Origin of the sequence: Nesterenkonia sp. AY15 (assembly GCF_022565855.1) — a bacterium.
In the GTDB taxonomy this organism is placed as follows: Bacteria; Actinomycetota; Actinomycetes; order Actinomycetales; family Micrococcaceae; genus Nesterenkonia.
The window spans coordinates 52,468-71,834 of the sequence record NZ_JAJOYV010000008.1 but is presented as its reverse complement, the minus strand read 5'-3'; the positions used below and the strand labels follow the sequence as shown (position 1 = coordinate 71,834).

Sequence of the window (19,367 nt, the reverse complement as noted above, 5' to 3'; positions counted from 1 at the left end):
TGTGTTCCTCAGCTTCCGGTGGTGCGGTCATGGTCCCAGTCATCTGGGATGTTGCTGCCGGTGTGCAGCGATGAGGACTGCCCGCCTTCTTCGCTCATGGTCAGGAAGGCGAGGTGGCGCTCGTAGGAGTCCAGGACATCGGCGATGACCTGGTCCCGGGTGTAGCCCATCAGGTCATGGCCTTCCGAGCCCGTGGCAGAGAACGTCTCCACGCGGTAGTAGGTCTCCTCGGTCGGGCGCACGCTGCGCGCGAAGCTCGGCACCGAGTAGGCGATCGGGTAGACCTGGTACTTGAACTCGGTCTGCTCGCCGAAGTAGACGTGCAGATCGATGTGCGGAATCTGGGTTTCCGGAACCAGGCCCCGTTCGCAGCTGATGTCTGCGCCCTGGTCGCGCAGCTCCTCGGCGACGTCTTCCACAGCCGGGGCGGCCACGGTGTCGATGAACTCGGTGGCCTGCTTCGCGGTGGGGAAGTGCATCCCCCGGGCGAGACGACGGCGCCAGCTCAGGCCGCTGCGCTCGCCGGCGTCCTGGCTGCGCTCCGAGACCATCCAGGGCAGGGTGGCCTCACGCGATTCACGGTTGTAGCGCTCCATCTGCAGCGCTCGCCAGATGCCCATCATCAGCACATACATGACCACCGAGAACGGCAGCCCGATGATCACCGTGGCCATCTGCAAGGTGTAGACCCCGTCGAGCATCAGCACCGCCAGAGTCAGGGCACCGGTGGCCAGAGCCCAGAACACGCGGAGCCACGGGGCGCCGTCGTCGGAGTGGCTCAGCGGTTTCGAGGTGAAGTTCGCCATCACCAGGGCGCCGGAGTCGGCGGAGGTGATGTAGAACAGCAGACCGGTGATCACCGAGAGACCGATGGTGAAGGTTGCGCCGGGGTACTGCTCCAGGAGCAGGTAGTAGCTGGACTCGGGGGCCTCGACGGCGGCGGTGATGAACTCGGTGTTGCCGCTGAGGAACTCCCAGATCGCGCCGTTGCCGAAGATCGAGATCCACAGCAGGATGAACCCGAACGGGATGATCAGGGTGCCGATGATGAACTGGCGCAGGGTGCGGCCGCGGGAGATGCGGGCCAGGAAGAGCCCGACGAAGGGGGCCCAGGCGATCCACCATGCCCAGAAGAACAGCGTCCACCATTCGAGCCACTCACCTTCCGGCGGGTCATAGGCGAAGGTGTTCAGCAGCATCGAGGGGAAGAACGCGGCGAAGTCGCCGATGTTCTTCACCAGGGCGTTGAGCAGGTAGGTGGTCTGACCCGCGATCAGCACGTAGATCAGCAGGATGACGGCGAAGATGACATTGAGCTCGGAGAGCCGGCGGATGCCGCGATCCACGCCGGAGACGCTGGAGAAGATCACGACGATGACCGAGAGGACGATCAACCCGATCTGCGCACCGGTGCCCTGCTCGATGCCGAACAGCCACTCGAGGCCGTAGTTCAAGAAGACCACGCCGATGCCGAGGCTGGTGGCGATGCCGAAGATGGTGCCCACGACGGCCGCGATCTCGATGCCGTCGCCGGTGACGCCCTGGGCGCGCTTGCCGATGATCGGGTAGAGCGCGCTGCGGATGCTCAGCGGCAGGTGGTAGCGGTAGGCGAAGAGACCGAAGGCCATGCCCATCAGCGCGTACATCGCCCAGCCGGGGATGCCGTAGTGGAACAGCGTCCACAGCACGGCCATCTCGGTGGCCGCGGAGGAGCCCACCTCCACGCCGGGGGCTGTGGTGAGGTTCGTGGCAGGTCCGGAGATCGCGAAGAACATCAGGTCCACGCCGATGCCGGCAGCGAAGAGCATCGCTGTCCAGGTGAAGAGGTTGTACTTCGGTGTGGAGTGGTCGGGTCCCATCTTGGTCCGGCCCACGCGGGAGAAGGCGACGATGAGGACGAAGACCACCACGATGCCTGCGGTGAGGATGTAATACCAGCCGAGGTTCGCGCCGATCCAGAGGAAGACGGATTCGAGCGTGGTGTAGGCGGCGCCTGGTGCGAGCCAGGCCCACAGGGTGAAGGCGATGATGATCGCCGCTGAGCCGAGGAAGACCGGCAGATTTACTTTCGAGTGTGCAGGAGCACCTTTCGAGCCGTCCCCCTGGACATCGCTCGGGACGTCACTCGGGACGTCTTGCGTGGCCGATGCCATGAAATTATGTTCCTTTCAGTGCTGAGTCAGTGCGCTTGTGTATCAGTAGGTTCGAGTGATTGAGCCTCAGGCATCTTAGACACGGGTGAGTCGCGTCCGGGGCACCAGGGGGCGGTGAATGTGACCCGAATCTCCTGAATCTATTGAGACTCGGTCCACATAGTGAACGGAGTCTCAGTCTATGGCGCGCTGGTCGGAGGCGGGAAGGCCCTGGAAGTCGCCGCAGGGGCTGTCCGGACGGTAGGTTAGGTGACCGTGGCTTTGACTATCGGAATCGTAGGACTACCCAATGTGGGCAAGTCGACCCTGTTCAACGCGCTGACTCGTCAGTCGATCTTGGCGGCGAACTATCCGTTCGCCACCATCGAGCCCAATGTGGGCATCGTGAATCTGCCTGACGAGCGGCTGGACGCGCTGGCGAAGATCTTCGGTTCGCAGAAGATCCTTCCCGCGACCGTCTCCTTCGTCGACATCGCCGGGATCGTCAAGGGCGCCTCCGAGGGGGAGGGGCTGGGCAACCAGTTCCTCGCCACGATTCGTGAGGCCCATGCGATCGCCCAGGTGGTCCGGGTGTTCGAGGACGAGAACGTCATCCACGTGGACGGCAAGGTGGATCCCACCTCAGATATGGAGACGATCAACACCGAGCTGATCCTCGCAGATCTCCAGACCATGGAGAACGCGATCCCGAAGCTTGAGAAGCAGGTCAAGGGGCGCAAGGCCGAGCAGTCCACCCTGGATGCCTACCTGGTTGCGCAGAAGACCCTGGAGCGTGGTGACACCATCTTCAGCTCCATCACCAAGGACAAGCTGGAGATGGAGCACCTGGCCCAGCTGAACCTGCTCACCGCCAAGCCCTTCATCTACGTGTTCAACGCCGATGAAGGCGTGCTGAACTCCGCCGAGAAGCAGGCCGAGCTCGCCGCCCTGGTGGCCCCGGCCGATGCGGTGTTCCTCGATGCCAAGCTCGAGGCCGACCTCGTCGAGCTCTCCGAGGAGGAGGCCCGCGAGATGCTCGAGCTCAACGGCCAGGACGAGTCCGGCATGGACCAGCTGGCCCGCGTAGGCTTCGCCACGCTCGGGCTGCAGACCTACCTCACCGCCGGTCCGAAAGAGACCCGCGCCTGGACGGTCAACAAGGGAGCGACGGCGCCCGAGGCGGCCGGCGTCATCCACACCGACTTCCAGCGCGGCTTCATCAAGGCCGAGATCGTCAACTTCGATGACCTGGTGGCTGCGGGGTCGATGGCCGAGGCCAAGTCCGCCGGCAAGGTCCGGATCGAAGGCAAGGAATACATCATGAAGGACGGCGACGTGGTGGAGTTCAGGTTCAACGTTTAGCATCAGCCCCTGACCACAGACTTCATCTCTTTCCGATCGTTCTCGTCGTGGTCAGGTTTGGCCACTGAATCCGCGCCGTTAGAGAGTTCACTCACGCCATCGAGCTGTGACTTGCCCGTGGAGGGCAGCGGAAGGTTCCAGTAGGGGGCCGGTGACTGGTTTCACGGTCCACGTAAAACTCCTGCTTTTCGAGCTCATTCGCTTGTCTGCCTGAGGACACGGCTTGCTTTCCGTCCTGCTCAGCGGGCCTCCAACTTTTCTCTAGACGTTAAGCACGCCCAGTGCCTCACTTCCGGCGTCAGGTGAGGGACGTGATTTCATAGGTATGGCCTGCCTCGCGCAGCCGCTCAACCAGAATGTTACCGAGGGCGGTCGCCGGGGTCAGCGATCCTGTGGCGGGCGGCAGACGGTCGCCGTCGAGGGCAAGTGAGAGCGCTGTCTCTCCGGCCATCACGGCGGTGGCGGCGTATCCCGGATCGCCGGGCCCGGCTGCGATGGCACGATAGCGCTGGCCGCTCTCCGTGGAAGCAGTCACCTGGGAACGGAACCAGCCTGAGCGCCGCGCGGCCTCGCTCGGGCCCGCACCGGGCGACGGAAGGACACGGTCCAGTAATTTCCTCGTCAAGGGTAGGGCCAGTGCGGCTCCGAACAGCCGCAGGCCAAGCGCCGTCGCCCCGGCGGTGACGGCGCCGACAGGCCCTCGCCCCATACCCATCACTTCGCCGTACCGCAGGGACCGACCGTAGGCCCAACCCTGGAGGGCATTGCTGCGACGTACGATCCGCGTATTCGCCGACGCCATGATGAAGGGCGCGGCCCACGGGCCGTCATCCGAACGGCTGATCCACCCCAGATCCGGAGGTTGCCGGGTCGCGGGCTCCGCCGTCCGGTCTGGACTGAGGGAGTAGGGATCGCCCGCGAGCGATCGCAGCACAGGGTCCGTCCTCATACCGTCGAGCTGACCACGCATGGACTCGATGGTGCCGCCGCTGAAACCGCCCTTCGCCCGGGCGACGAGCTGCACCTCGGTCAGTCCGCCCGCGCCATCAGCCTGCGCGGCCTGGTGCAGGAGGAGCACCGCGAGGTCCGACGGGACGGAGTCATAGCCGCACGCATGGACGATCCGTGCACCTGTACTCCTCGCAAGGGCATCCCAACGGTCGATAGCTTCACGGACGAAGGACACCTCGCCCGTCAGGTCCCCGTAGTGGGTGCCGGCGCGGGCACACGCCTCGACAACCGACAGTCCATATTTCGCGTAGGGACCCACCGTGGTGAAGAGAACTCTGGTGCCCGTGGCCATGGCCGCGAGCGAGTCAGGGCGCCCCGTATCGGCCTCAATGATGGCCCAGTCATGAGCGGCGACAGGCAGTCTGGACCGTACGGCTTCGAGCTTTGCCCTCGACCTCCCCGCGAGTCCCACTCGCAGGTCCGGTGGAGCGTGGTGCGCAAGGTATCCAGCAACCAGTTCCCCGACAAAGCCGGTCGCACCAAAGAGGACGAGGTCGTGGTCGCGCGTTGGGGACTCCATGCCGGCAGTCTTCCACAGCAGACCGGCACCGGCACCGGAAAGTGAATCCCTCTCCTAGCGCTGAAGCGCTCCGTCACCCCAGAACCAGATCACAGATCATCATTAGTTCGCGAGGCGTGGTGCCCTGCCCAGTCCTCCAACCGCAGAGGTTACCCGGTGACGCGACGTGGTGGAGTTCAGGTTTAACGTGTAGCTCAATGAATTTCGAGACGGCCCCAGCGAACCGACTAGGGCTGGGCTACCTGCCGCACGTGATCTAGGGTCTATCCATGACGAATCTTCAGGGTGCGGTTGTTCTGGTAGTCGGCGCCACCGGCGGGCTCGGCTCGCGGATCGCCGATCGGCTGGAGAGCAACGGCGCCATTGTTTCCCGGTCGTCGAAGTCTGCTGGGCACGATCTGCGAGAACTCTCGGTGATTCGGGAGGTGCTGGATGCCACGATTGCACAGCACGGGCGCCTCGACGGGCTGGTGGTTGCGTCCGGGGTCGTCGCCTTCGGCGCCGCTTCGGAGATTGAACCTGCCACGGTGGATGAGCTGTTCGCTGTGAACACGACCGGTGCGATCCAGCTCATCACCCAGAGCCAGTCCTACCTCGCGGCCTCGGCACAGGACGGCCGGGAGCCCTTCGTGGTGACACTGAGCGGCGTCGTCGCTGAGACACCGGTCGCAGGACTGGCAGCATATTCGGCGTCGAAAGCTGGGCTCGCGGCCTTCGTCGTCGCAGCGGCGCGCGAGTATCGTCGCGCGGGCATCCGACTCCTGGATGCCCGCCCTGGCCACACCGGCACCTCGCTGTCCGAGCACCCGATCGCCGGGTCAGCGCCGCGATTCGGAGCGCCGCTGGATCCAGACCTCGTTGCAGCGCGGATCATCACTGCGATCGTCAATGGCGAGAAGGATCTGCCCAGCACCGCCTTCTAGGCGCAGCCGAGATGATGAGACTGAGCTTCGTATGCGAAAGGCCCGACTCGAGAGTGCGAGCCTGGCCTTACGAATACAGCGCCAGAGATTCGGATGGACTCCGAAGTGGGTTCATTGCTGAGGGCCGGGCGACTTCCTCAGAACAGTGGCCAGGGAACCGCCGACATCTCACCGGCGGGAGCCGGAAACCGCCCCGTCAGGCGCAACCTGGAGCAGCGCGCAGCGAGCGCTGCGACTTCTTCGGCACTGAGCAGGTCCGCCAGGTTTCGGCCCAGGTCACCGTGCAGTCCTTCGCTGACCCGATCGATGCCCTCGCGCTCCTCGGCGGTCAGAGCGTCTCCCAGCCATCCCCAGAGGACCGTGCGCAGCTTGTGGTCACGGTGGAAGGTGAGCCCATGGTCCACGCCGTGCCGGTGGCCGTCCGTCATCGCAAGAATGTGGTCGCCTTTGCGGTCGGCGTTGTTGACGACCAGGTCGAACACGGCCATGTGCCGCAGCGCTGGCGAGTCTTCGTGAATGAGCGTGATCATCCGCCCGTTTTCGTCTCGCCCCTCGAGAACGTGTTTCCAGCCCGCCTTTGGCACGTGGTCCGTCGCGACCAGATCGACGGCGCTGTGATCGGGGTCTTGCTCCTGCCAGAGCTGTACCATTCCTTCGCCCAAGGGACCATCGCGCAGCCAGGTGTGCGGGACCACGCCCCAGCCGAGGGCCTGCGAGACGAGGTAGGCGGCGATCTCCCGGTGCGCCAGGGTTCCGTCGGGAAAGTCCCACAGCGGGCTTTCGCCGGCTATCGGCTTATAGACCACGGTCACGTCGCCGATGCTGCCCAGGAACGTCGCATTGGAAGCCGTCCTGATGCGCCCGGTGAGCGTCAGCTCCGCAGTCACCAGGTCCGTCGCCGCCATCAGCCCTCGGCAACGGTGCAGGTATGTCCCTCGGCGTCCACGGGGTAACCACAGAGCGGGCACGCCGGGCGCCCGGCGCCCACGACCTCGAGGGTGCGCTTTGCGAATGCACGGGCGGTGCCGACCGGCAGTCGCACCAGCAGCATCTCGGTCACCTGAGCGTCGTCTTGGTCAGGCGAATCACCATATCCATCAACATCGGCGTCCGTGATGGGGTGGGCCTCGATCACGATCTGGGCCGTGGTCGGGTCCCAGCCCAGGCTCATGGCACCGGTGCGGAAATCCTCCTCAACAGCCTCGAGCTGGTCGTTGTCGACAAGTTCAACGGGAGTGCTCGTGGGAACGCTGTAGCGGTTGCCCTCGACGGTGATGAGCTGGTCGAGGATCTCATCGATCTTCTCCGCGAGCAGAGCCGACTGCTGCTTCTCGAGCGCGATGCTCACCAGCTGCTTCCCTGAGCGCACCTGCAGGTAAAACGTGCGCGCCCCCGGAGGGCCGATGGTGCCGACGACGGCCCGATCGGGCCAGTCGAACTCGTGAACACGTGTAGGCATGTCAGTATTCTAGGCGTTCTAGATTCACGGCGTCTTGTGCCCTGCGCCGCCGCCCACCGGCGCATCCCCAGAGTGGATGCCCTTCGACAGCCACGAAAGATCACCCGCGTCGGTGTTGGTCGCGTGGACGCTCGGTCGGCCAGCGCCGTAGCGCACGATCGACACGGATGCGGGGCCCACGTTGATGCGCTGGAACAGGTCAAGGTGCATGCCGAGCGCGTCGGCGAGGATCGACTTGATGATGTCACCGTGGCTGACCGCTGCCCACACGGCCTCGGGTCCATGCTCGGCTTCGAGGGCCGCATCGTGGCGGCGAATCGCTGCCACCGACCGAGCCTGCATCGCGGCCATCGATTCACCGTCGGGAAAGACGACGGCGGATGGCTGCGACTGCACCAGCGGCCACAGATCCTCGGTCGCCAGATCGGTGAGCGTGCGGCCCTGCCACTGGCCGTAATCGCATTCGGTGAGATCGGGGTCGACCGGCGCGTATGGCGTGCCCGCCTGGCGATCGAGGATGTGCTGGGCGGTCTGTTGACAACGCTCAAGGGGGCTCGACACCACCGCGACCAGAGGAACGGCCGCGAGCCGGTCTCCGGTGTGAGCCGCTTGGTCGCGCCCGAACTGGTCCAGGCTGACGCCGACGGCCCTGCCGGCCAGCAGCCCAGTGGCATTTGCTATGGAGCGGCCGTGCCGCACGAGAATCACTGTCGCCATCCAGTCAGCCTAACCACCCGGGCGACGTAACGCGGTGGAGGTTCCAGTGCCGGTGGGGCCAAATCAGACTTTCAGGACCACGAGATTGCGTGAGTGAGGCCCCGGCCTGCAATCACCCAAACCAGGGCGGGCACTCCATTCCGTCTAACCCTCGCTCTCGCACTCCGGCACGCACGCACGATCCGGCCCATCAGATGTGCGCTCTCGACGCCATACCGACCAGTCGGTACTGTCGCCTCATGGGTACTCTCCGCATACCCTCCTCGCTTCACGATGTCTTCGGCGCGCACCAGTCGGCCGCGTCAATCACGCTCGTGCTGCTCGCCGTGCCGATTGCCGTGCTCGCCGTGCTGCCGGCCTTGCTCACCGTCGAGCTCTGGCGAGCCGTGCTGGCCGCGCTGCTCGTCGCCGACATCGCGGCAGGAGTTGTCGCCAACTTCACGCGAGGCACGAACGACCACTATGCGGTGAGCGCCAAGCGCCGAGCGGTCTTCATCGCGGTGCATGTACACCTGCCCATCGTCGCCTTGCTTCTCGGGCTGCCCTTGTTCCCTGCGCTCATCGGGTGGGCACTCACGATCGCGGCAGGCACCGCCGTCGTGTTGCTGCAGGGCTCGCCCGTGCAGCGACCTGCGGCCGGGTTGGGCATAGTCATCGTGCTCGGCGCGACTGCCCTGGTTGCCGAGACGACGTCCGTGCTGCTGTTCATCACGGCGCTGTTCGCGATCAAGGTCGTGCTGTCGTTCGCCGTCGACCACAGCGGGGCGACGGGGCCGTGACCCTGGCAGACGTCACGCTGCGCCCCGCTGAATGCCGGGATCGCGATGGTGCGGCCCGCATGTTGGCGCAAGCCTTCGTGCACGATCCCCTCATCGCCGCCGCGACCAGCACCACGCAGCACCCGCAGGCCGCTCGCGAGGCAGTGTTCCGCGCCTCCATCGTCGGTACCCTGAACGCCGGCGGCGAGCTCGTTCTCGCCGAGCGCGCGGGCACCATCATCGGCGCGGCCCTCATCGCCGACCCGCAGAGCGGCACCCTGGCGAGAACACTGCGGGCCAGGGGCGCACGGATGATCTCGGGCGCACGCTTTCTCATGCTCGCCCGCCACCTCGCGCCGGGGGCCTTGACGCTCCTCAACGACGCCGACCTCGCCTCGCGCAGGCTGGCGCCTCCTCACCCCCACCACGTGCTCGTCGCCGTGGGAGTCACCGAATCCGCTCGAGGTCTCGGGGTCGGTCGACTACTGGTCGACCACACGCTGCAGCGTGCGCGCCAAGACTCCCGGTCGTGGGGGGTCAGGCTCGAGACTGAGAGCCCCGGCAACGCCGAACTCTATGCCCGCTGGGGCTTCACCCTGCTCGGCGTCGTTCCCGTTGCGCAGTGCGAGGTGCACGTCATGGCGCAGGCCGGCACTCCCGACGGGGAGAACGACGAGGTGCCGTGATGTCAGACGCCAGAGCGAGTATCGTCGACGCAGCGTTTCGGTTGTTTCTCGAGAACGGCTACGACGGCGCGAGCCTGGCGCGCATTCTCGCTGAGGTGCCCTACTCGAAGGGGGCCCTGTACCACCACTTCGAGAGCAAGGAGGCTCTGCTCGAGGCCGTGATCGAACGGTTCTTCACTGACTCGCTCACCGACCCGCAGCAGCCTCGACCCACGACCCCGGTCGCCCTCACTCACCGGCTCGTCGACGATTACGTCGACTCGATCGAGAGCATCGCGAAGTTCGCACCCCCACTCTCGTACTACGCCTTCCTCATCGCCGTTGCGCCTCGCGTGCAGCCTGCGCTAGAGGCCGCTGCCGACCACATCGAAGCCGAACTCACCGCATCTCTGGCGTCGGTCGTGCCCGGCGAGAACCCCGCCGCCCGAACGCTGGCCGGCGACGTCATGGCGCTCGTCGAAGGCTCGGGCCTTCTCACGGTGCTGCAGCATCGCGTGCCCGACCGGGCCCAGTTGCACGCTCGCGTCGACCGTCTTCTGCGCGCCCACTTCGCTGCACGAGGCCTCGCTGTGGAGGTGATCTCATGAACTCCTGACACCGAAGAAGCTCTCCCGTGTCGTCGCCTTTTCCGAAGCGATCACCTGGACCCTGCTCTTCGCCGGCCTCATCATTCGCGCTACGACGGGTTTCGCACCGGTAGTGACGATCAGCGGCCGCATCCACGGCTTCGTCACTCTCGCCCACAGCGCCACTGCGGTGCTCACCGCCGTCAACCAGGCTCTTCGTACTTGACCGGGCAGCTCGCTTCTCCGGGCTGTCTCCCGGCGGTGTTGGCGGGTGCAGGCCAGGTCGTGGAGCTCGATGCCGGCGAGGCTGGCGGTCCGCAGATAATCACAAGAAGTCCGGCCGAGACCGACGATCGCCGATGACGCCCAACGGCGCCGAAAATGCGTTTCCGCAGGTTGGACCGCATTTCTCGGTGTCGGCCAACGGTGACCACCAACAGCCGAAACCCCGCGTGATCGTTCCGCTTCAACGTCTGATCGTGTGACTTCCTGGTGGGGGAATCAGCGGCGATCGCCGCAGGCGGGACCGGGCTGGACGGTGAGGATCGCTGGCTCGGCGTCTCCAGCGACCGACGGGGCTGCCTTCCAGTCCCTGGACGGCCAACCTGGCCGCTGACTACTCTAGGAGGAAGAGTGAGCCGACGATCGGAGCGCCGTGACTACGACTGAGATCGACGCAGGGCGCTACACCGGCCTGCGCAGGTACAACATCATTGCCGCAGTCGTTCACGCGGCCCAAGCCGTGGCGGTGGTTCTGCTCGCCACCGACTTCACCCTTCCGGTCACGGGCAGCTACCCCGCCGGTCCACCCGGCACCCCTCCAGGTGAGGCGGTCACCCTGTGGGACCTGCCGATCCCCTTGGCGATTGCGGCGTTCTTGTTCCTGTCCGCTCTGTTCCACGCCATCGTGGCCTCGCCGCCGTTCTTCGGTCGCTACCGCGCGGGGCTGGCGAACGGGCACAACTACTTCCGCTGGGTGGAGTACTCACTGTCCAGCTCGCTGATGATCGTGATCATCGCCCAGCTGGTCGGCATCTTCGATGTGGTCGCGCTGCTGGCGCTGTTCGGCGTCAACGCCTCGATGATCCTCTTCGGCTGGCTCCAGGAGCGCTACCACGAGCCCGGCGACGGCGGATGGCTGCCGTTCGTCTTCGGGTGCATCGCCGGGATCGTGCCCTGGGTCGGCATCGTGATCTACACCCTGGCTCCTGGCTCCACCACCGGGGCCGAGCCGCCAGGATTCGTCTATGCGATCATCGTCTCGCTGTTCCTGTTCTTCAACGTGTTCGCCGTGGTCCAGTGGCTGCAGTACCGACCGGTCGGACGGTTCCGCGACTACCTGCTGGGGGAGCGGCTCTACATCACGCTCAGCCTCACGGCCAAGTCCGCGCTGGCGTGGCAGATCTTCGCCGGCACCCTCGCCGCCTGAGCCCACTTGCTGGTCGTGGCGCCGCGCCGCGAGCACGCCGCTCCGCCGCAACCCTCCTGCTGTCACCCTGAGCCTGGCCGATGATGGGGGTATCAGATGACTGCTCGGGTCGAGTCCCTCAGGCGCAGCTGGGCAGAATTCGTCGGGCCAGAGGCCACCCGCGCAAACAACACGCTAGCGGTCAGTTCCGGGATCATCGGCCTCTTCTACTCCTACCGGTCAGCGAAGCGCGCTGGCGCGGGACGGTTCTCCCAGACGGCATTGGGCGCCCTGGCTCTGGATCTGTTCGGCGGCGCCTACGTCAACAACACCCGGGCGTGCGTCCGCTGGTATGAACGCGCCGGGCAGGGGGCACGCGAGCACTGCGCGTTCGCTGCCCTTCATGTACACCCGTTGATCGTGGGCGCCGTGGATCAGCGCATCGGGGAGCGGAGCAACGGTGTGAGCTGGGCGTCTGCTCACTACGGCTACATGATGCTAGCCACAGCGATCACCCGAAGCTGTCCGTCTCGGCGACGGAGTCTCGGGGCGATCCTCACAGTGGGTGGTCTGCTTCTTGATCACGCGTTGCGAAGGTCGGCGGTCGCCCCGTGGTTCGCGTGGACCTACTATCCGAAGCTGCTCTTGGGACACGCCGCGGGTTCCCTCTGGCCCGACGAAGACCTCGGCGTCGAGCACTTCGACTCCTACGTCTAACCGGCTCCGTGGACCGACTGCCGCAGAGCGGGGGATTCAACCTGTGTCAGACCCGTTCCGCAGGCTCCCAGGTCCCCGTATCGGCGAATTCGCGAATGACCCTGCTGAACAGATCCGGGTCCTCGATGTTCCAAGGATGGTGCATCTTCGGAGCGATCCACGTCTGCAGCTGTGGAAGCGACTGACGCAGAACCGGGAAGCCATCGCGCACCGAACGCTGTTCCTTCTCTCCGGCAATCGCCAGGACTGGCCCTGAGTAATGGAACCGACTTGCGGGCATGCACCCTGCGGCGACTTCCCGGTAGGTCAGCCGGTTCGTCTCCGCGGAGACCCGCACGGCGGAATCCACGAACAACTCCCTGCTGTCGGGCGGAACCCCGAAGGCCATCGCCTGGGCGTTCCAGTACCAGCGTCTGCGCAGGAGCGGAATCTGCGGGGGGATCAGGAGGCGTTCGATCCTGGTCAGTCCGGCGACTGGAGCTCCGGTGACCACGGTGCTGCGCACAAGCTCCGGGTGGCGATGCAGCAGGCGCACGACCACGAGACCGCCGAGTGACAGTCCCACCACATGGGCGCGGCCACCAAGTGCGTGCGCGCGGATGACCCCGGCGACGTCGTCGGCGGCTCCGGCCAGCCCTGGCCACGGCTCCCGATAGCGCTCGCCGAGGCCTGGCAGGTCCGGGGTGAGGAGGTGGCGGCCGGGGAGACGCTCCACCTGGGGTGCCCACATCCAGCTCCCGGTGCTGTTTCCGGGGAGGAAGATGATGGTCTCACCATCCTGTGGCCCGTGCTCCAGCGGCCATTGATGGGAATCCGCTGTCAAGGCTCAGCTCTCCAGTGCCTCGTAAGGCGCCGAAAGCCCGGGGTAGTAGTCATTCCACTCCACACCCGCGGGATCCGCTCCACCCAGGACCGCCGAGAGTCGGTCGAGGTAGTACTCCCACCCGGGGCCGATGCTGCCCAGCGGGTCATCGCCGATCCGCTGGGCGAAGAGCAGGGTGGTGATGCCGTCCTGGTGGCTCAGCTCGAAGCGCAGGTGCCAGACAGCCGGTCCGACGCTCGTCTGCACCGTAAGGCTGCGCGGTGGGCTGCAATCCAGGATTTCGCACTCCTCCGGCGGAGCGTCCTCGCCCTCCGCGGTCATCAAGAAGGTGACCTTCCCGCTGGCGGGATCTCCCTCCCAGCGCCCGATCCACTTCACGAGCTGCGCGGAGTCCGTCATCGCCGCCCAGATGGTCTCGAGCGGCTCCGCGAAACGGCGCTGAAGCTGGAGCTCGCTGCCGTGAGGCCCGACGCCGAGGGTCCCCGTCGCTGCTGGTCCTGTGGTCATCTGAGGGTCACCTTCTCTAGGCGGTCCGGCCCTATGCAGTCCGCGTGTGCGGATATGCCGGCTCACGATGCTGGAAGCTCAGGATGTTCGGGTTCTGGATCACGCCCTCGTTGATCTCGATCGCGCGGGAGATGATCGGACTCGTCGCCCAGGTGGCCTGGCCTTCCATCACGGTGCGCAGGAACGGCAGGATCGCCGCGCTGACCTCCCAGGTGGCTGAGTTCCACAGGTATGACGGGCTGTGGTCGACGGCGTAGTAGTTGACCCCTCGTCCAACGGTGAACATCGGATCGTCGAACGTCGTGGTCTGCGCCCACTCGAAGCCCATCCCCGGGTCACACGACACGTCGATGATCAGGCTGCCTCCAGAGAAGAGCTCCAGGTCCTGGGTCCGCAGATACGTCAGCGGCGCGGTGACGTCTTGGAGCGTGCAGTTGACGACGATGTCATGCGATGCCAGGAACTCGGGCAGCGGAACATCCCCGGCTGAGGTGAGGACCTCGCTCAGAGGTGACGTGCCCGACGCCGTCTTGAGCTGGGTGATCTGGGCGGTGTGGATCGGCGAGCCGACCGCAGTCGCACCGCGCTGGGTCAGGACCTGGATGTCATGGATTCCCTGCGCCTTGAGCGCCGTCACCGCACCTCGGGCCGTGGCTCCGAAGCCGATCACCACCGCACTGAGCCGGGGACCGTAGTCCCCGGTCGAGCCGGTCAGGCTCAGTGCGTGCAGCACGGAGCAGTAGCCGGCAAGCTCGTTGTTCTTGTGGAACACGTGCAGATTGAAATCACCCCGAGGGGTCCAATGGTTCATCGCCTCGAAGGCGATCAGCGTGAGCCGGTTGTCGATCGCAGTCTGCGTCAATCCGGCATCCTGGACGCAGTGCGGCCAGCCCCACAGGATGCCGCCTTCGGGAACCGCCGCCACGTCTGCCGCCTGCGGCTTGGGCAGGAGCAGGACATCAGCAGATGCAATGACCTCCGCACGTTCAGCGACCCTGCCCACGCGGGACTCCACGTAATCGGGTGCCAACTGGAAGTCAGACCCGTAGCCCCGCTCGACGATCATCCGGGCGCGCAGGTCCGGGTCGATCTGGTCCAGGTGGTGGGGGTGAATCGGCAGGCGCCGTTCGTTCTCCATCGAAGAGTTCGCGAGCACCCCGAGACTCAGCAATTCGCGGCTCGGGGAGGACGCCTCCGAGGTCTCGGCGGAGGCAGCGGTGGAAGAGGAAGTGGTGCTTGACATCGGTATTCCCGTCTTGAGGGAGCCCTGGTCGGCTCCTTCCCCGACTGTACGCCGATCTCCCACAGCGGATCACGAGTTGCTGACCTCAGTCGCGACCAGGTCGGCGCCGGTTCGCCTTGATCTCTGAGCGTTCACGCTTGCCTGCGAGCCGACGCCGGTGCGACCCCCGCGTGCGCCGCGTGGGACGTCGGATGATCGGGGGAGCGATGGCCTCACGGAGCAGCTCGGAGAGGCGTTCACGTGCCGCGGTCCGATTGCGCCGCTGGGAGCGGTGCTCGGCGGCGCTGATGGTGAGCACCGTGCCGGCCAGCCGGGCAGCCAGCCGATCCAGGGCAAGTCTGCGCTGGACCTCGGTGAGCGACGTCGTCGTTGCCAGGTCGAGGCTGAGCTGGACGCGGGAGTCGGTGGTGTTGACGCCCTGACCGCCGGGCCCGGAGGCGTGGGAGAACTGCTCGTGCAGCTCACCAGCCGGGATGAGCAGGCCATGGGGCGCCCCGGGCCCCGGGGGTACGCGCAGATTCTCCACGCCTTCCAGTCTGCCGCACCGCGGCCGAGGGCCCACGCGCAGGTCGGCTCAGGCCAGTCCTTCGATGATCCGCAGCGCGCTGCCGGTGCCGTCCTCGTGCGCCATCGTGTCTGCGGCCGCGCGGACCCTAGGGCGGAAGTCTTCAGCGGCACCCAGTGCCGCGCTCAGTCGATCTGCGGTGAGCTTGCGCTGCGGGATCGGATCGGCTGCGAGACCCTTCTCACGCAGCCGCTCGGCCCAGAACGGCTGATCGGCGATGAACGGAACCAGCACCGACACAGCCCCGGCCGCCGTCGCCGCATGGACGGTGCCGATGCCGCCGTGATGCACCGCGGCCGCGGCTTCCGGCAGCACTGCGGCGTGGGCCACGGCATCGGTGACCAGGATGTCGTCGTCGCGCAGCTCAGAAGGTACCTCGAGGCCGCCGAGCCCGGTCGCCAACAGCCCACGGAAACCCGCGGCGCGGATCCCGCCGATGACCTCCCGTGCCCGAGCATGTGGGTTCCCGGCCGCCATCGAGCCGAATCCGGCGTAGACGAAGTTGCCCTCGGCCATGAACTCGGCCACCTCCGGAGACACGATCTCCGGACCATCCAGCTTCCACGGCCCGGTCATGTGCACCGTGTCGTCCCAGTTGGCGGGACGGTGGAGCAGCGCGGGACTGATCGGCATCAGCGTGGAGGCGGGCGGTGTGGGGCTCCTGGTGGAGCTGCCGACCATGCGCGACACGTCCTTCAGATCCCTGCGGAACATCTCCTCGCCTGCGCTGGCGAGACGGTAGGTGGAGCGGTTGAACCGGCCGAGATCTCGAGTGATGGTTCCAGCGGCGGGGAACGCGCTGGTGGGTGTCAACGCGGGCACTATCTCGACTCGAATGTGGGGGATCGAGAGTGCGTCCGCGACCAGCCCGGCAGAGAGGATCTTCGGGTGCGCCACGAGGACATCGGGCTCGAAGTCCAAGGCGGCCCTGGCGGACTCGATGATCACCGCCCGCATGAGCGGTTGGATGATCGAACGATAGGAGCGAAGCGCGGCGGCCGCTGAGACCCCCTGCTGGGTGATCATGGCCGTGTAGTCCACGCTCATGCTCACGACATCGAGCCCATTGAGGTCGACTCCTGAGTTATCGGGAACCACCAAACGCACCTCATGGCCCGCGCTCACGGCGCGCCTGGTCAGCGCCGCGAACGGTTCGACGTCGCCGCGCGAGCCAGCGGCAGCCAGAAGCAGTCGCATCGCATCCACCCACCCTTTGGTCTGGCCGATCTAGCCCAGCCGCTGACCCCGCTGCGGCGGAGCAAAGACCGTGGTCACCGCCGGAGCGTAGAGCACCGAATCGGGTGCCCGCGTGCTGAGCCCGGGGAAGCCCGCCGCGGCCAGCAGCCCGTCCTCGAGGTGGACCAGCTCCGCGTGCTGCAACGGCCACGGCTCATGGCTGTTCCTGCAATAGATGGTGCGCCCCAGATGCCGCTCATGGAAGCCCCAGCGGGCGGTCAGAAATTCCGCCACCGGGTCCTGAGCCAGCTCAGCGTCGGCCGCGGGGTCAGGAATAGGACGAACCCGCAGCGTGGAGGCGGCGTCGCGCTGGCCATGCCGGCGCGTCGTGTACTCGACCTCGCCGTCGGAGGCCTGGATCTTCATCGACGCCCACTGATACCGCAGCCCGAACGCCGCCCGCGCGACCAGCACCGGGATCAGGTGGGAGGCTTCCAGGCTGCGGAAGACCACTCCGCGGCGACCGTGCTCGTCGATGGAGTAGAGCCGCACATTGACCTCCGGAAAGTCACCGAGCCACGGAATGCTCGGCCCGCCGAAGAAGGAGCTCTTCGACATCTGGAACCCGATGAGCCCCACCCAGGAGCTGCCATCCAGCACGTCCGGGGAACAGCCTTCAGGCATATACGGCGCGACGGCGCCGGGGTCGACCCGCCAATGCACGAAGGACACCTCGCTCCACCGCTGCCTCAGCACGGCGGGGCCGCCCAGCGGTGGGGCCTCTCGGGAGAGTGCGTTGAAAGCCATCATGAAACCTCATCATCGGCGCAGGGAGGTCGATGCTCGAAAGAGCAGCGGCAGTTCATCAGCATCTTATCCAGCGTGGATCTGCTCAGGGCACGGTGCCGCGCGTCCGGGACTCATACGGCGTAGATTTATCCAGTAGTGCAGGAGTGAGATGTGCTGACTTCTCAAGACGGGCGGCGAGGGCTGCGATCAAGTAAGGGACGGGGCCGATATGAGCATCAACGACGAGAATCTCGACGAGCGCGCAGCGCCGAACACCGCGCCGGTCACCGTGTCGGTGGTCATCCCGGTCAAGGACGACAGCGCAGAACTGACCGTCTGCCTCGCGGCGCTGGCGGCACAGACCCGGACCGCGGACGAGATCATCGTGGTCGACAACGCCTCTGTCGATGACTCCGCCGCGGCCGCCCGCGCTGCCGGCGCGACGGTGCTGAGCTGCCTGCAGCCGGGGATCCCCGCCGCGAGCGCCGCCGGCTACGACGCCGCCACTTCTGAGCTGATCCTCCGGCTCGATGCTGACTGTGTGCCGGAACCGCGATGGATCCAGGATGTGGTCTCCGCCTTCGAGCAGCAGCCCCACGTCGCCGCCTTGACCGGTCCAGCCAAGTTCATCGACGGACCGGTGCTGCTGCGGCGTCCACTGGTGCATGCCTATCTCTTCGCCTACAGAAACTTCTCCCGGCCCGCGCTGGGGCATCGGCCGCTGTTCGGCTCCAACATGGCCATGCGGCGCGAAGCGTGGGAGCAGGTACGGCTCTCCGTGCACCGCGACGACCCCGAGATCCACGACGATCTGGACCTGGCCTTCCACCTCGGAGAGCGTCATCGTCTCGGCGCGATGGGCGGAGAGCCGATGGGCATCTCGATGCGCCCCTTCAGCGACGCCAGAGCCTTCCAGCGCCGGATCAAGCGCGGATTCCGGTCCGTGACGGTGCATTGGCCACACGACTTCCCGCCCTTCCGATGGCGCCGGGCGTCTCTGCGCAGACGCGGTCATGCTTCGGAATCGGGACGCGCACGCACATGAGTGCGCCTGACGCGCACGCGGATCCCCGCCCAACGGCCGTCCACCCAGCCGTCGCCCCTGACGCTGCCCTGATCGGGCCCATGCCGGCCCCAAGGCTCCACGTCATGAGCTGGAACATCCGGCGGCGCACCTTCGCCTTCCATCCGCGCCGAGCCGATCGATGGGAGCGCCGGGCCCCCGGACTGCGCAGCCTGCTGCAGACCGAACGTCCGACTCTGCTCGGCGTTCAGGAAGCCCTCGCCGATCAGGTGAGGTTCGTCGCCGACGTGCTGGGCGGCTCCTACCGATCCGTCGGGCACGGGCGGGGGTCTCAAGGGGGAGGGGAGGCCTCGCCGCTCTACTACGACACAGACCGCCTCGAACTTCTGGACTGGGAGCAGAGCGCCCTCTCGGACACCCCGCACCACCCGGGTTCCCGAACCTGGGGAAATCTCATCCCGCGCAGCCTGGTCTCGGCGAGATTCCGGGACCGTGCCACATCCACGGCCTTCCTCGCGATGAACACCCACCTCGACCACCTCTCCCACCGCTCCCGGCTTCGTGCCGCGCAGAGCATCCGGCGCCGGGTGACCACCAGTACGCTGCCGGTGGTGCTCACGGCGGATATGAACGCTCAGCCCAGCAGCGCACCGATTGCGGAGCTTCTCCGCGGCGAGGTGCTCGCCGACACCTGGGCCGCGGCTGCGCAACGCGACAGCGAGGAATGGGGGACCTTCGCCAACTACCGTGAACCGCGCCTCGACCGCCGCAGGATCGACTGGATCATGGCCTCACCGGAGTTGGGCGTGGCCCGCGCGGCGATCAATCCGGTGCGCCATCGCAGCGGGTGGGCCTCGGATCACCTGCCGGTCCAGGCGGTGCTGCACCTTCCCCGCCCCGGCAGACATCACCATCTCGGTGATTCTGCTGATCGCGGCCTGGAGTAACGTCTTTGACCTCTACACGCGCATCCCGAGCTGG

Annotated in this window: 21 protein-coding genes; 10 read left to right on the top strand and 11 right to left on the bottom strand. The window is 66.4% G+C overall.

The genetic code is table 11. The features are described from left to right. Positions 1-8: 8 nt before the first annotated feature. Positions 9-2,153, bottom strand: a complete 2,145-nt coding sequence (gene betT / locus LSI54_RS11470) for a choline BCCT transporter BetT (protein ID WP_241466186.1) — start codon at positions 2,151-2,153, stop codon at positions 9-11. A gap of 255 nt (positions 2,154-2,408) precedes the next feature. Here betT and ychF point away from each other — a divergent pair, with 255 nt between their 5' ends. Next, positions 2,409-3,494 (top strand): redox-regulated ATPase YchF, encoded by a 1,086-nt coding sequence (gene ychF, locus LSI54_RS11465; protein ID WP_241478426.1) that lies wholly within the window; start codon positions 2,409-2,411, stop codon positions 3,492-3,494. 298 nt (positions 3,495-3,792) lie between these two features. Here ychF and LSI54_RS11460 read toward each other — a convergent pair whose 3' ends face one another. Then, a complete protein-coding gene (locus LSI54_RS11460) occupies positions 3,793-5,025 on the bottom strand; it encodes a saccharopine dehydrogenase family protein (RefSeq protein ID WP_241478425.1) in 1,233 nt (410 codons plus the stop codon). 269 nt (positions 5,026-5,294) lie between these two features. Between LSI54_RS11460 and LSI54_RS11455 the strand changes: the two genes are divergently transcribed. Beyond that, positions 5,295-5,948, top strand: a complete 654-nt coding sequence (locus LSI54_RS11455) for an SDR family NAD(P)-dependent oxidoreductase (protein WP_241466200.1) — start codon at positions 5,295-5,297, stop codon at positions 5,946-5,948. 137 nt (positions 5,949-6,085) lie between these two features. On the opposite strand, the gene LSI54_RS11450 is transcribed toward LSI54_RS11455, so the two are convergent. Genes LSI54_RS11450 through LSI54_RS11440 form a run of 3 tightly spaced genes read right to left on the bottom strand, consistent with a single transcriptional unit; the run spans position 6,086 to position 8,124 of the window. After that, positions 6,086-6,853 (bottom strand): SCO1664 family protein, encoded by a 768-nt coding sequence (locus LSI54_RS11450; RefSeq protein ID WP_241466202.1) that lies wholly within the window; start codon positions 6,851-6,853, stop codon positions 6,086-6,088. Next, positions 6,853-7,407: a DUF3090 domain-containing protein gene (locus tag LSI54_RS11445; RefSeq protein ID WP_241466204.1), complete on the bottom strand. Its 555-nt coding sequence runs from the start codon at positions 7,405-7,407 to the stop codon at positions 6,853-6,855. The genes LSI54_RS11450 and LSI54_RS11445 overlap by 1 nt, the downstream gene beginning before the upstream one ends. Before the next feature lie 24 nt (positions 7,408-7,431). After that, on the bottom strand, positions 7,432-8,124 hold the full coding sequence (locus LSI54_RS11440) for a histidine phosphatase family protein (protein WP_241478424.1): 693 nt from the start codon (positions 8,122-8,124) through the stop codon (positions 7,432-7,434). 239 nt (positions 8,125-8,363) lie between these two features. Here LSI54_RS11440 and LSI54_RS11435 point away from each other — a divergent pair, with 239 nt between their 5' ends. The 6 genes from LSI54_RS11435 to LSI54_RS11415 all read left to right on the top strand — a co-directional run bounded on the left by LSI54_RS11435 (position 8,364) and on the right by LSI54_RS11415 (position 12,259). Continuing rightward, the gene (locus LSI54_RS11435; RefSeq protein ID WP_241466208.1) at positions 8,364-8,903 is read left to right on the top strand and encodes a hypothetical protein; all 540 of its coding nucleotides are present in this window, start codon (positions 8,364-8,366) and stop codon (positions 8,901-8,903) included. Beyond that, a complete protein-coding gene (locus LSI54_RS11430) occupies positions 8,900-9,568 on the top strand; it encodes a GNAT family N-acetyltransferase (RefSeq protein ID WP_241478423.1) in 669 nt (222 codons plus the stop codon). The genes LSI54_RS11435 and LSI54_RS11430 overlap by 4 nt, the downstream gene beginning before the upstream one ends. Beyond that, the gene (locus tag LSI54_RS11425; protein WP_241478422.1) at positions 9,568-10,155 is read left to right on the top strand and encodes a TetR/AcrR family transcriptional regulator; all 588 of its coding nucleotides are present in this window, start codon (positions 9,568-9,570) and stop codon (positions 10,153-10,155) included. The genes LSI54_RS11430 and LSI54_RS11425 overlap by 1 nt, the downstream gene beginning before the upstream one ends. A 4-nt stretch (positions 10,156-10,159) precedes the next feature. Next, positions 10,160-10,360, top strand: coding sequence for a DUF3817 domain-containing protein (locus tag LSI54_RS13225; protein WP_342357824.1), 201 nt, complete (start codon positions 10,160-10,162; stop codon positions 10,358-10,360). A gap of 429 nt (positions 10,361-10,789) precedes the next feature. Then, positions 10,790-11,563 carry a heliorhodopsin HeR gene (gene heR, locus LSI54_RS11420; RefSeq protein WP_241466216.1) on the top strand — a complete coding sequence of 258 codons (774 nt, stop codon included), beginning with the start codon at positions 10,790-10,792 and terminating at the stop codon, positions 11,561-11,563. Positions 11,564-11,659: 96 nt separating this feature from the next. Next, the gene (locus LSI54_RS11415) at positions 11,660-12,259 is read left to right on the top strand and encodes a hypothetical protein (protein ID WP_241478421.1); all 600 of its coding nucleotides are present in this window, start codon (positions 11,660-11,662) and stop codon (positions 12,257-12,259) included. Between the two features lie 46 nt (positions 12,260-12,305). Here the strand turns inward: LSI54_RS11415 and LSI54_RS11410 are convergent, their stop codons facing one another. From LSI54_RS11410 to LSI54_RS11385, 6 genes are all read right to left on the bottom strand, one after another. Further along, positions 12,306-13,082, bottom strand: coding sequence for an alpha/beta fold hydrolase (locus LSI54_RS11410; RefSeq protein WP_274617626.1), 777 nt, complete (start codon positions 13,080-13,082; stop codon positions 12,306-12,308). Positions 13,083-13,085: 3 nt separating this feature from the next. Continuing rightward, on the bottom strand, positions 13,086-13,589 hold the full coding sequence (locus tag LSI54_RS11405; protein WP_241478419.1) for an SRPBCC family protein: 504 nt from the start codon (positions 13,587-13,589) through the stop codon (positions 13,086-13,088). Between the two features lie 31 nt (positions 13,590-13,620). Further along, positions 13,621-14,727, bottom strand: a complete 1,107-nt coding sequence (locus tag LSI54_RS11400; protein WP_370642762.1) for a N(5)-(carboxyethyl)ornithine synthase — start codon at positions 14,725-14,727, stop codon at positions 13,621-13,623. A gap of 190 nt (positions 14,728-14,917) precedes the next feature. Beyond that, positions 14,918-15,358 carry an alternative ribosome rescue aminoacyl-tRNA hydrolase ArfB gene (gene arfB / locus LSI54_RS11395; RefSeq protein ID WP_241466226.1) on the bottom strand — a complete coding sequence of 147 codons (441 nt, stop codon included), beginning with the start codon at positions 15,356-15,358 and terminating at the stop codon, positions 14,918-14,920. A 48-nt stretch (positions 15,359-15,406) separates the two neighbouring features. Then, a complete protein-coding gene (locus LSI54_RS13220) occupies positions 15,407-16,495 on the bottom strand; it encodes a glycosyltransferase (RefSeq protein ID WP_241478418.1) in 1,089 nt (362 codons plus the stop codon). Between the two features lie 129 nt (positions 16,496-16,624). Then, positions 16,625-17,380: a YqjF family protein gene (locus LSI54_RS11385; protein ID WP_342357822.1), complete on the bottom strand. Its 756-nt coding sequence runs from the start codon at positions 17,378-17,380 to the stop codon at positions 16,625-16,627. Between the two features lie 211 nt (positions 17,381-17,591). On the opposite strand from LSI54_RS11385, the gene LSI54_RS11380 reads away from it, so the two are divergent. Together LSI54_RS11380 and LSI54_RS11375 are read left to right on the top strand one after the other, a co-directional pair. Continuing rightward, a complete protein-coding gene (locus LSI54_RS11380) occupies positions 17,592-18,407 on the top strand; it encodes a glycosyltransferase family A protein (protein ID WP_241478417.1) in 816 nt (271 codons plus the stop codon). Positions 18,408-18,511: 104 nt separating this feature from the next. Then, a complete protein-coding gene (locus tag LSI54_RS11375) occupies positions 18,512-19,333 on the top strand; it encodes an endonuclease/exonuclease/phosphatase family protein (protein WP_241478416.1) in 822 nt (273 codons plus the stop codon). Positions 19,334-19,367 lie beyond the last annotated feature (34 nt).

Bases quoted from the DNA above. Each gene is read 5' to 3' on its own strand.
- LSI54_RS11385 (WP_342357822.1), bottom strand. From the start codon at position 17,380: ATGGCTTTCAACGCACTCTCCCGAGAGGCCCCACCGCTGGGCGGCCCC.
- LSI54_RS11375 (WP_241478416.1), top strand. From the start codon at position 18,512: ATGAGCTGGAACATCCGGCGGCGCACCTTCGCCTTCCATCCGCGCCGA.
- LSI54_RS11450 (WP_241466202.1), bottom strand. From the start codon at position 6,853: ATGGCGGCGACGGACCTGGTGACTGCGGAGCTGACGCTCACCGGGCGC.
- LSI54_RS11380 (WP_241478417.1), top strand. From the start codon at position 17,592: ATGAGCATCAACGACGAGAATCTCGACGAGCGCGCAGCGCCGAACACC.
- LSI54_RS11440 (WP_241478424.1), bottom strand. From the start codon at position 8,124: ATGGCGACAGTGATTCTCGTGCGGCACGGCCGCTCCATAGCAAATGCC.
- LSI54_RS11455 (WP_241466200.1), top strand. From the start codon at position 5,295: ATGACGAATCTTCAGGGTGCGGTTGTTCTGGTAGTCGGCGCCACCGGC.
- LSI54_RS11460 (WP_241478425.1), bottom strand. From the start codon at position 5,025: ATGGAGTCCCCAACGCGCGACCACGACCTCGTCCTCTTTGGTGCGACC.
- LSI54_RS11445 (WP_241466204.1), bottom strand. From the start codon at position 7,407: ATGCCTACACGTGTTCACGAGTTCGACTGGCCCGATCGGGCCGTCGTC.
- LSI54_RS11415 (WP_241478421.1), top strand. From the start codon at position 11,660: ATGACTGCTCGGGTCGAGTCCCTCAGGCGCAGCTGGGCAGAATTCGTC.
- betT (WP_241466186.1), bottom strand. From the start codon at position 2,153: ATGGCATCGGCCACGCAAGACGTCCCGAGTGACGTCCCGAGCGATGTC.
- LSI54_RS11425 (WP_241478422.1), top strand. From the start codon at position 9,568: ATGTCAGACGCCAGAGCGAGTATCGTCGACGCAGCGTTTCGGTTGTTT.
- LSI54_RS11435 (WP_241466208.1), top strand. From the start codon at position 8,364: ATGGGTACTCTCCGCATACCCTCCTCGCTTCACGATGTCTTCGGCGCG.
- LSI54_RS11405 (WP_241478419.1), bottom strand. From the start codon at position 13,589: ATGACCACAGGACCAGCAGCGACGGGGACCCTCGGCGTCGGGCCTCAC.
- LSI54_RS11400 (WP_370642762.1), bottom strand. From the start codon at position 14,727: ATGGAGAACGAACGGCGCCTGCCGATTCACCCCCACCACCTGGACCAG.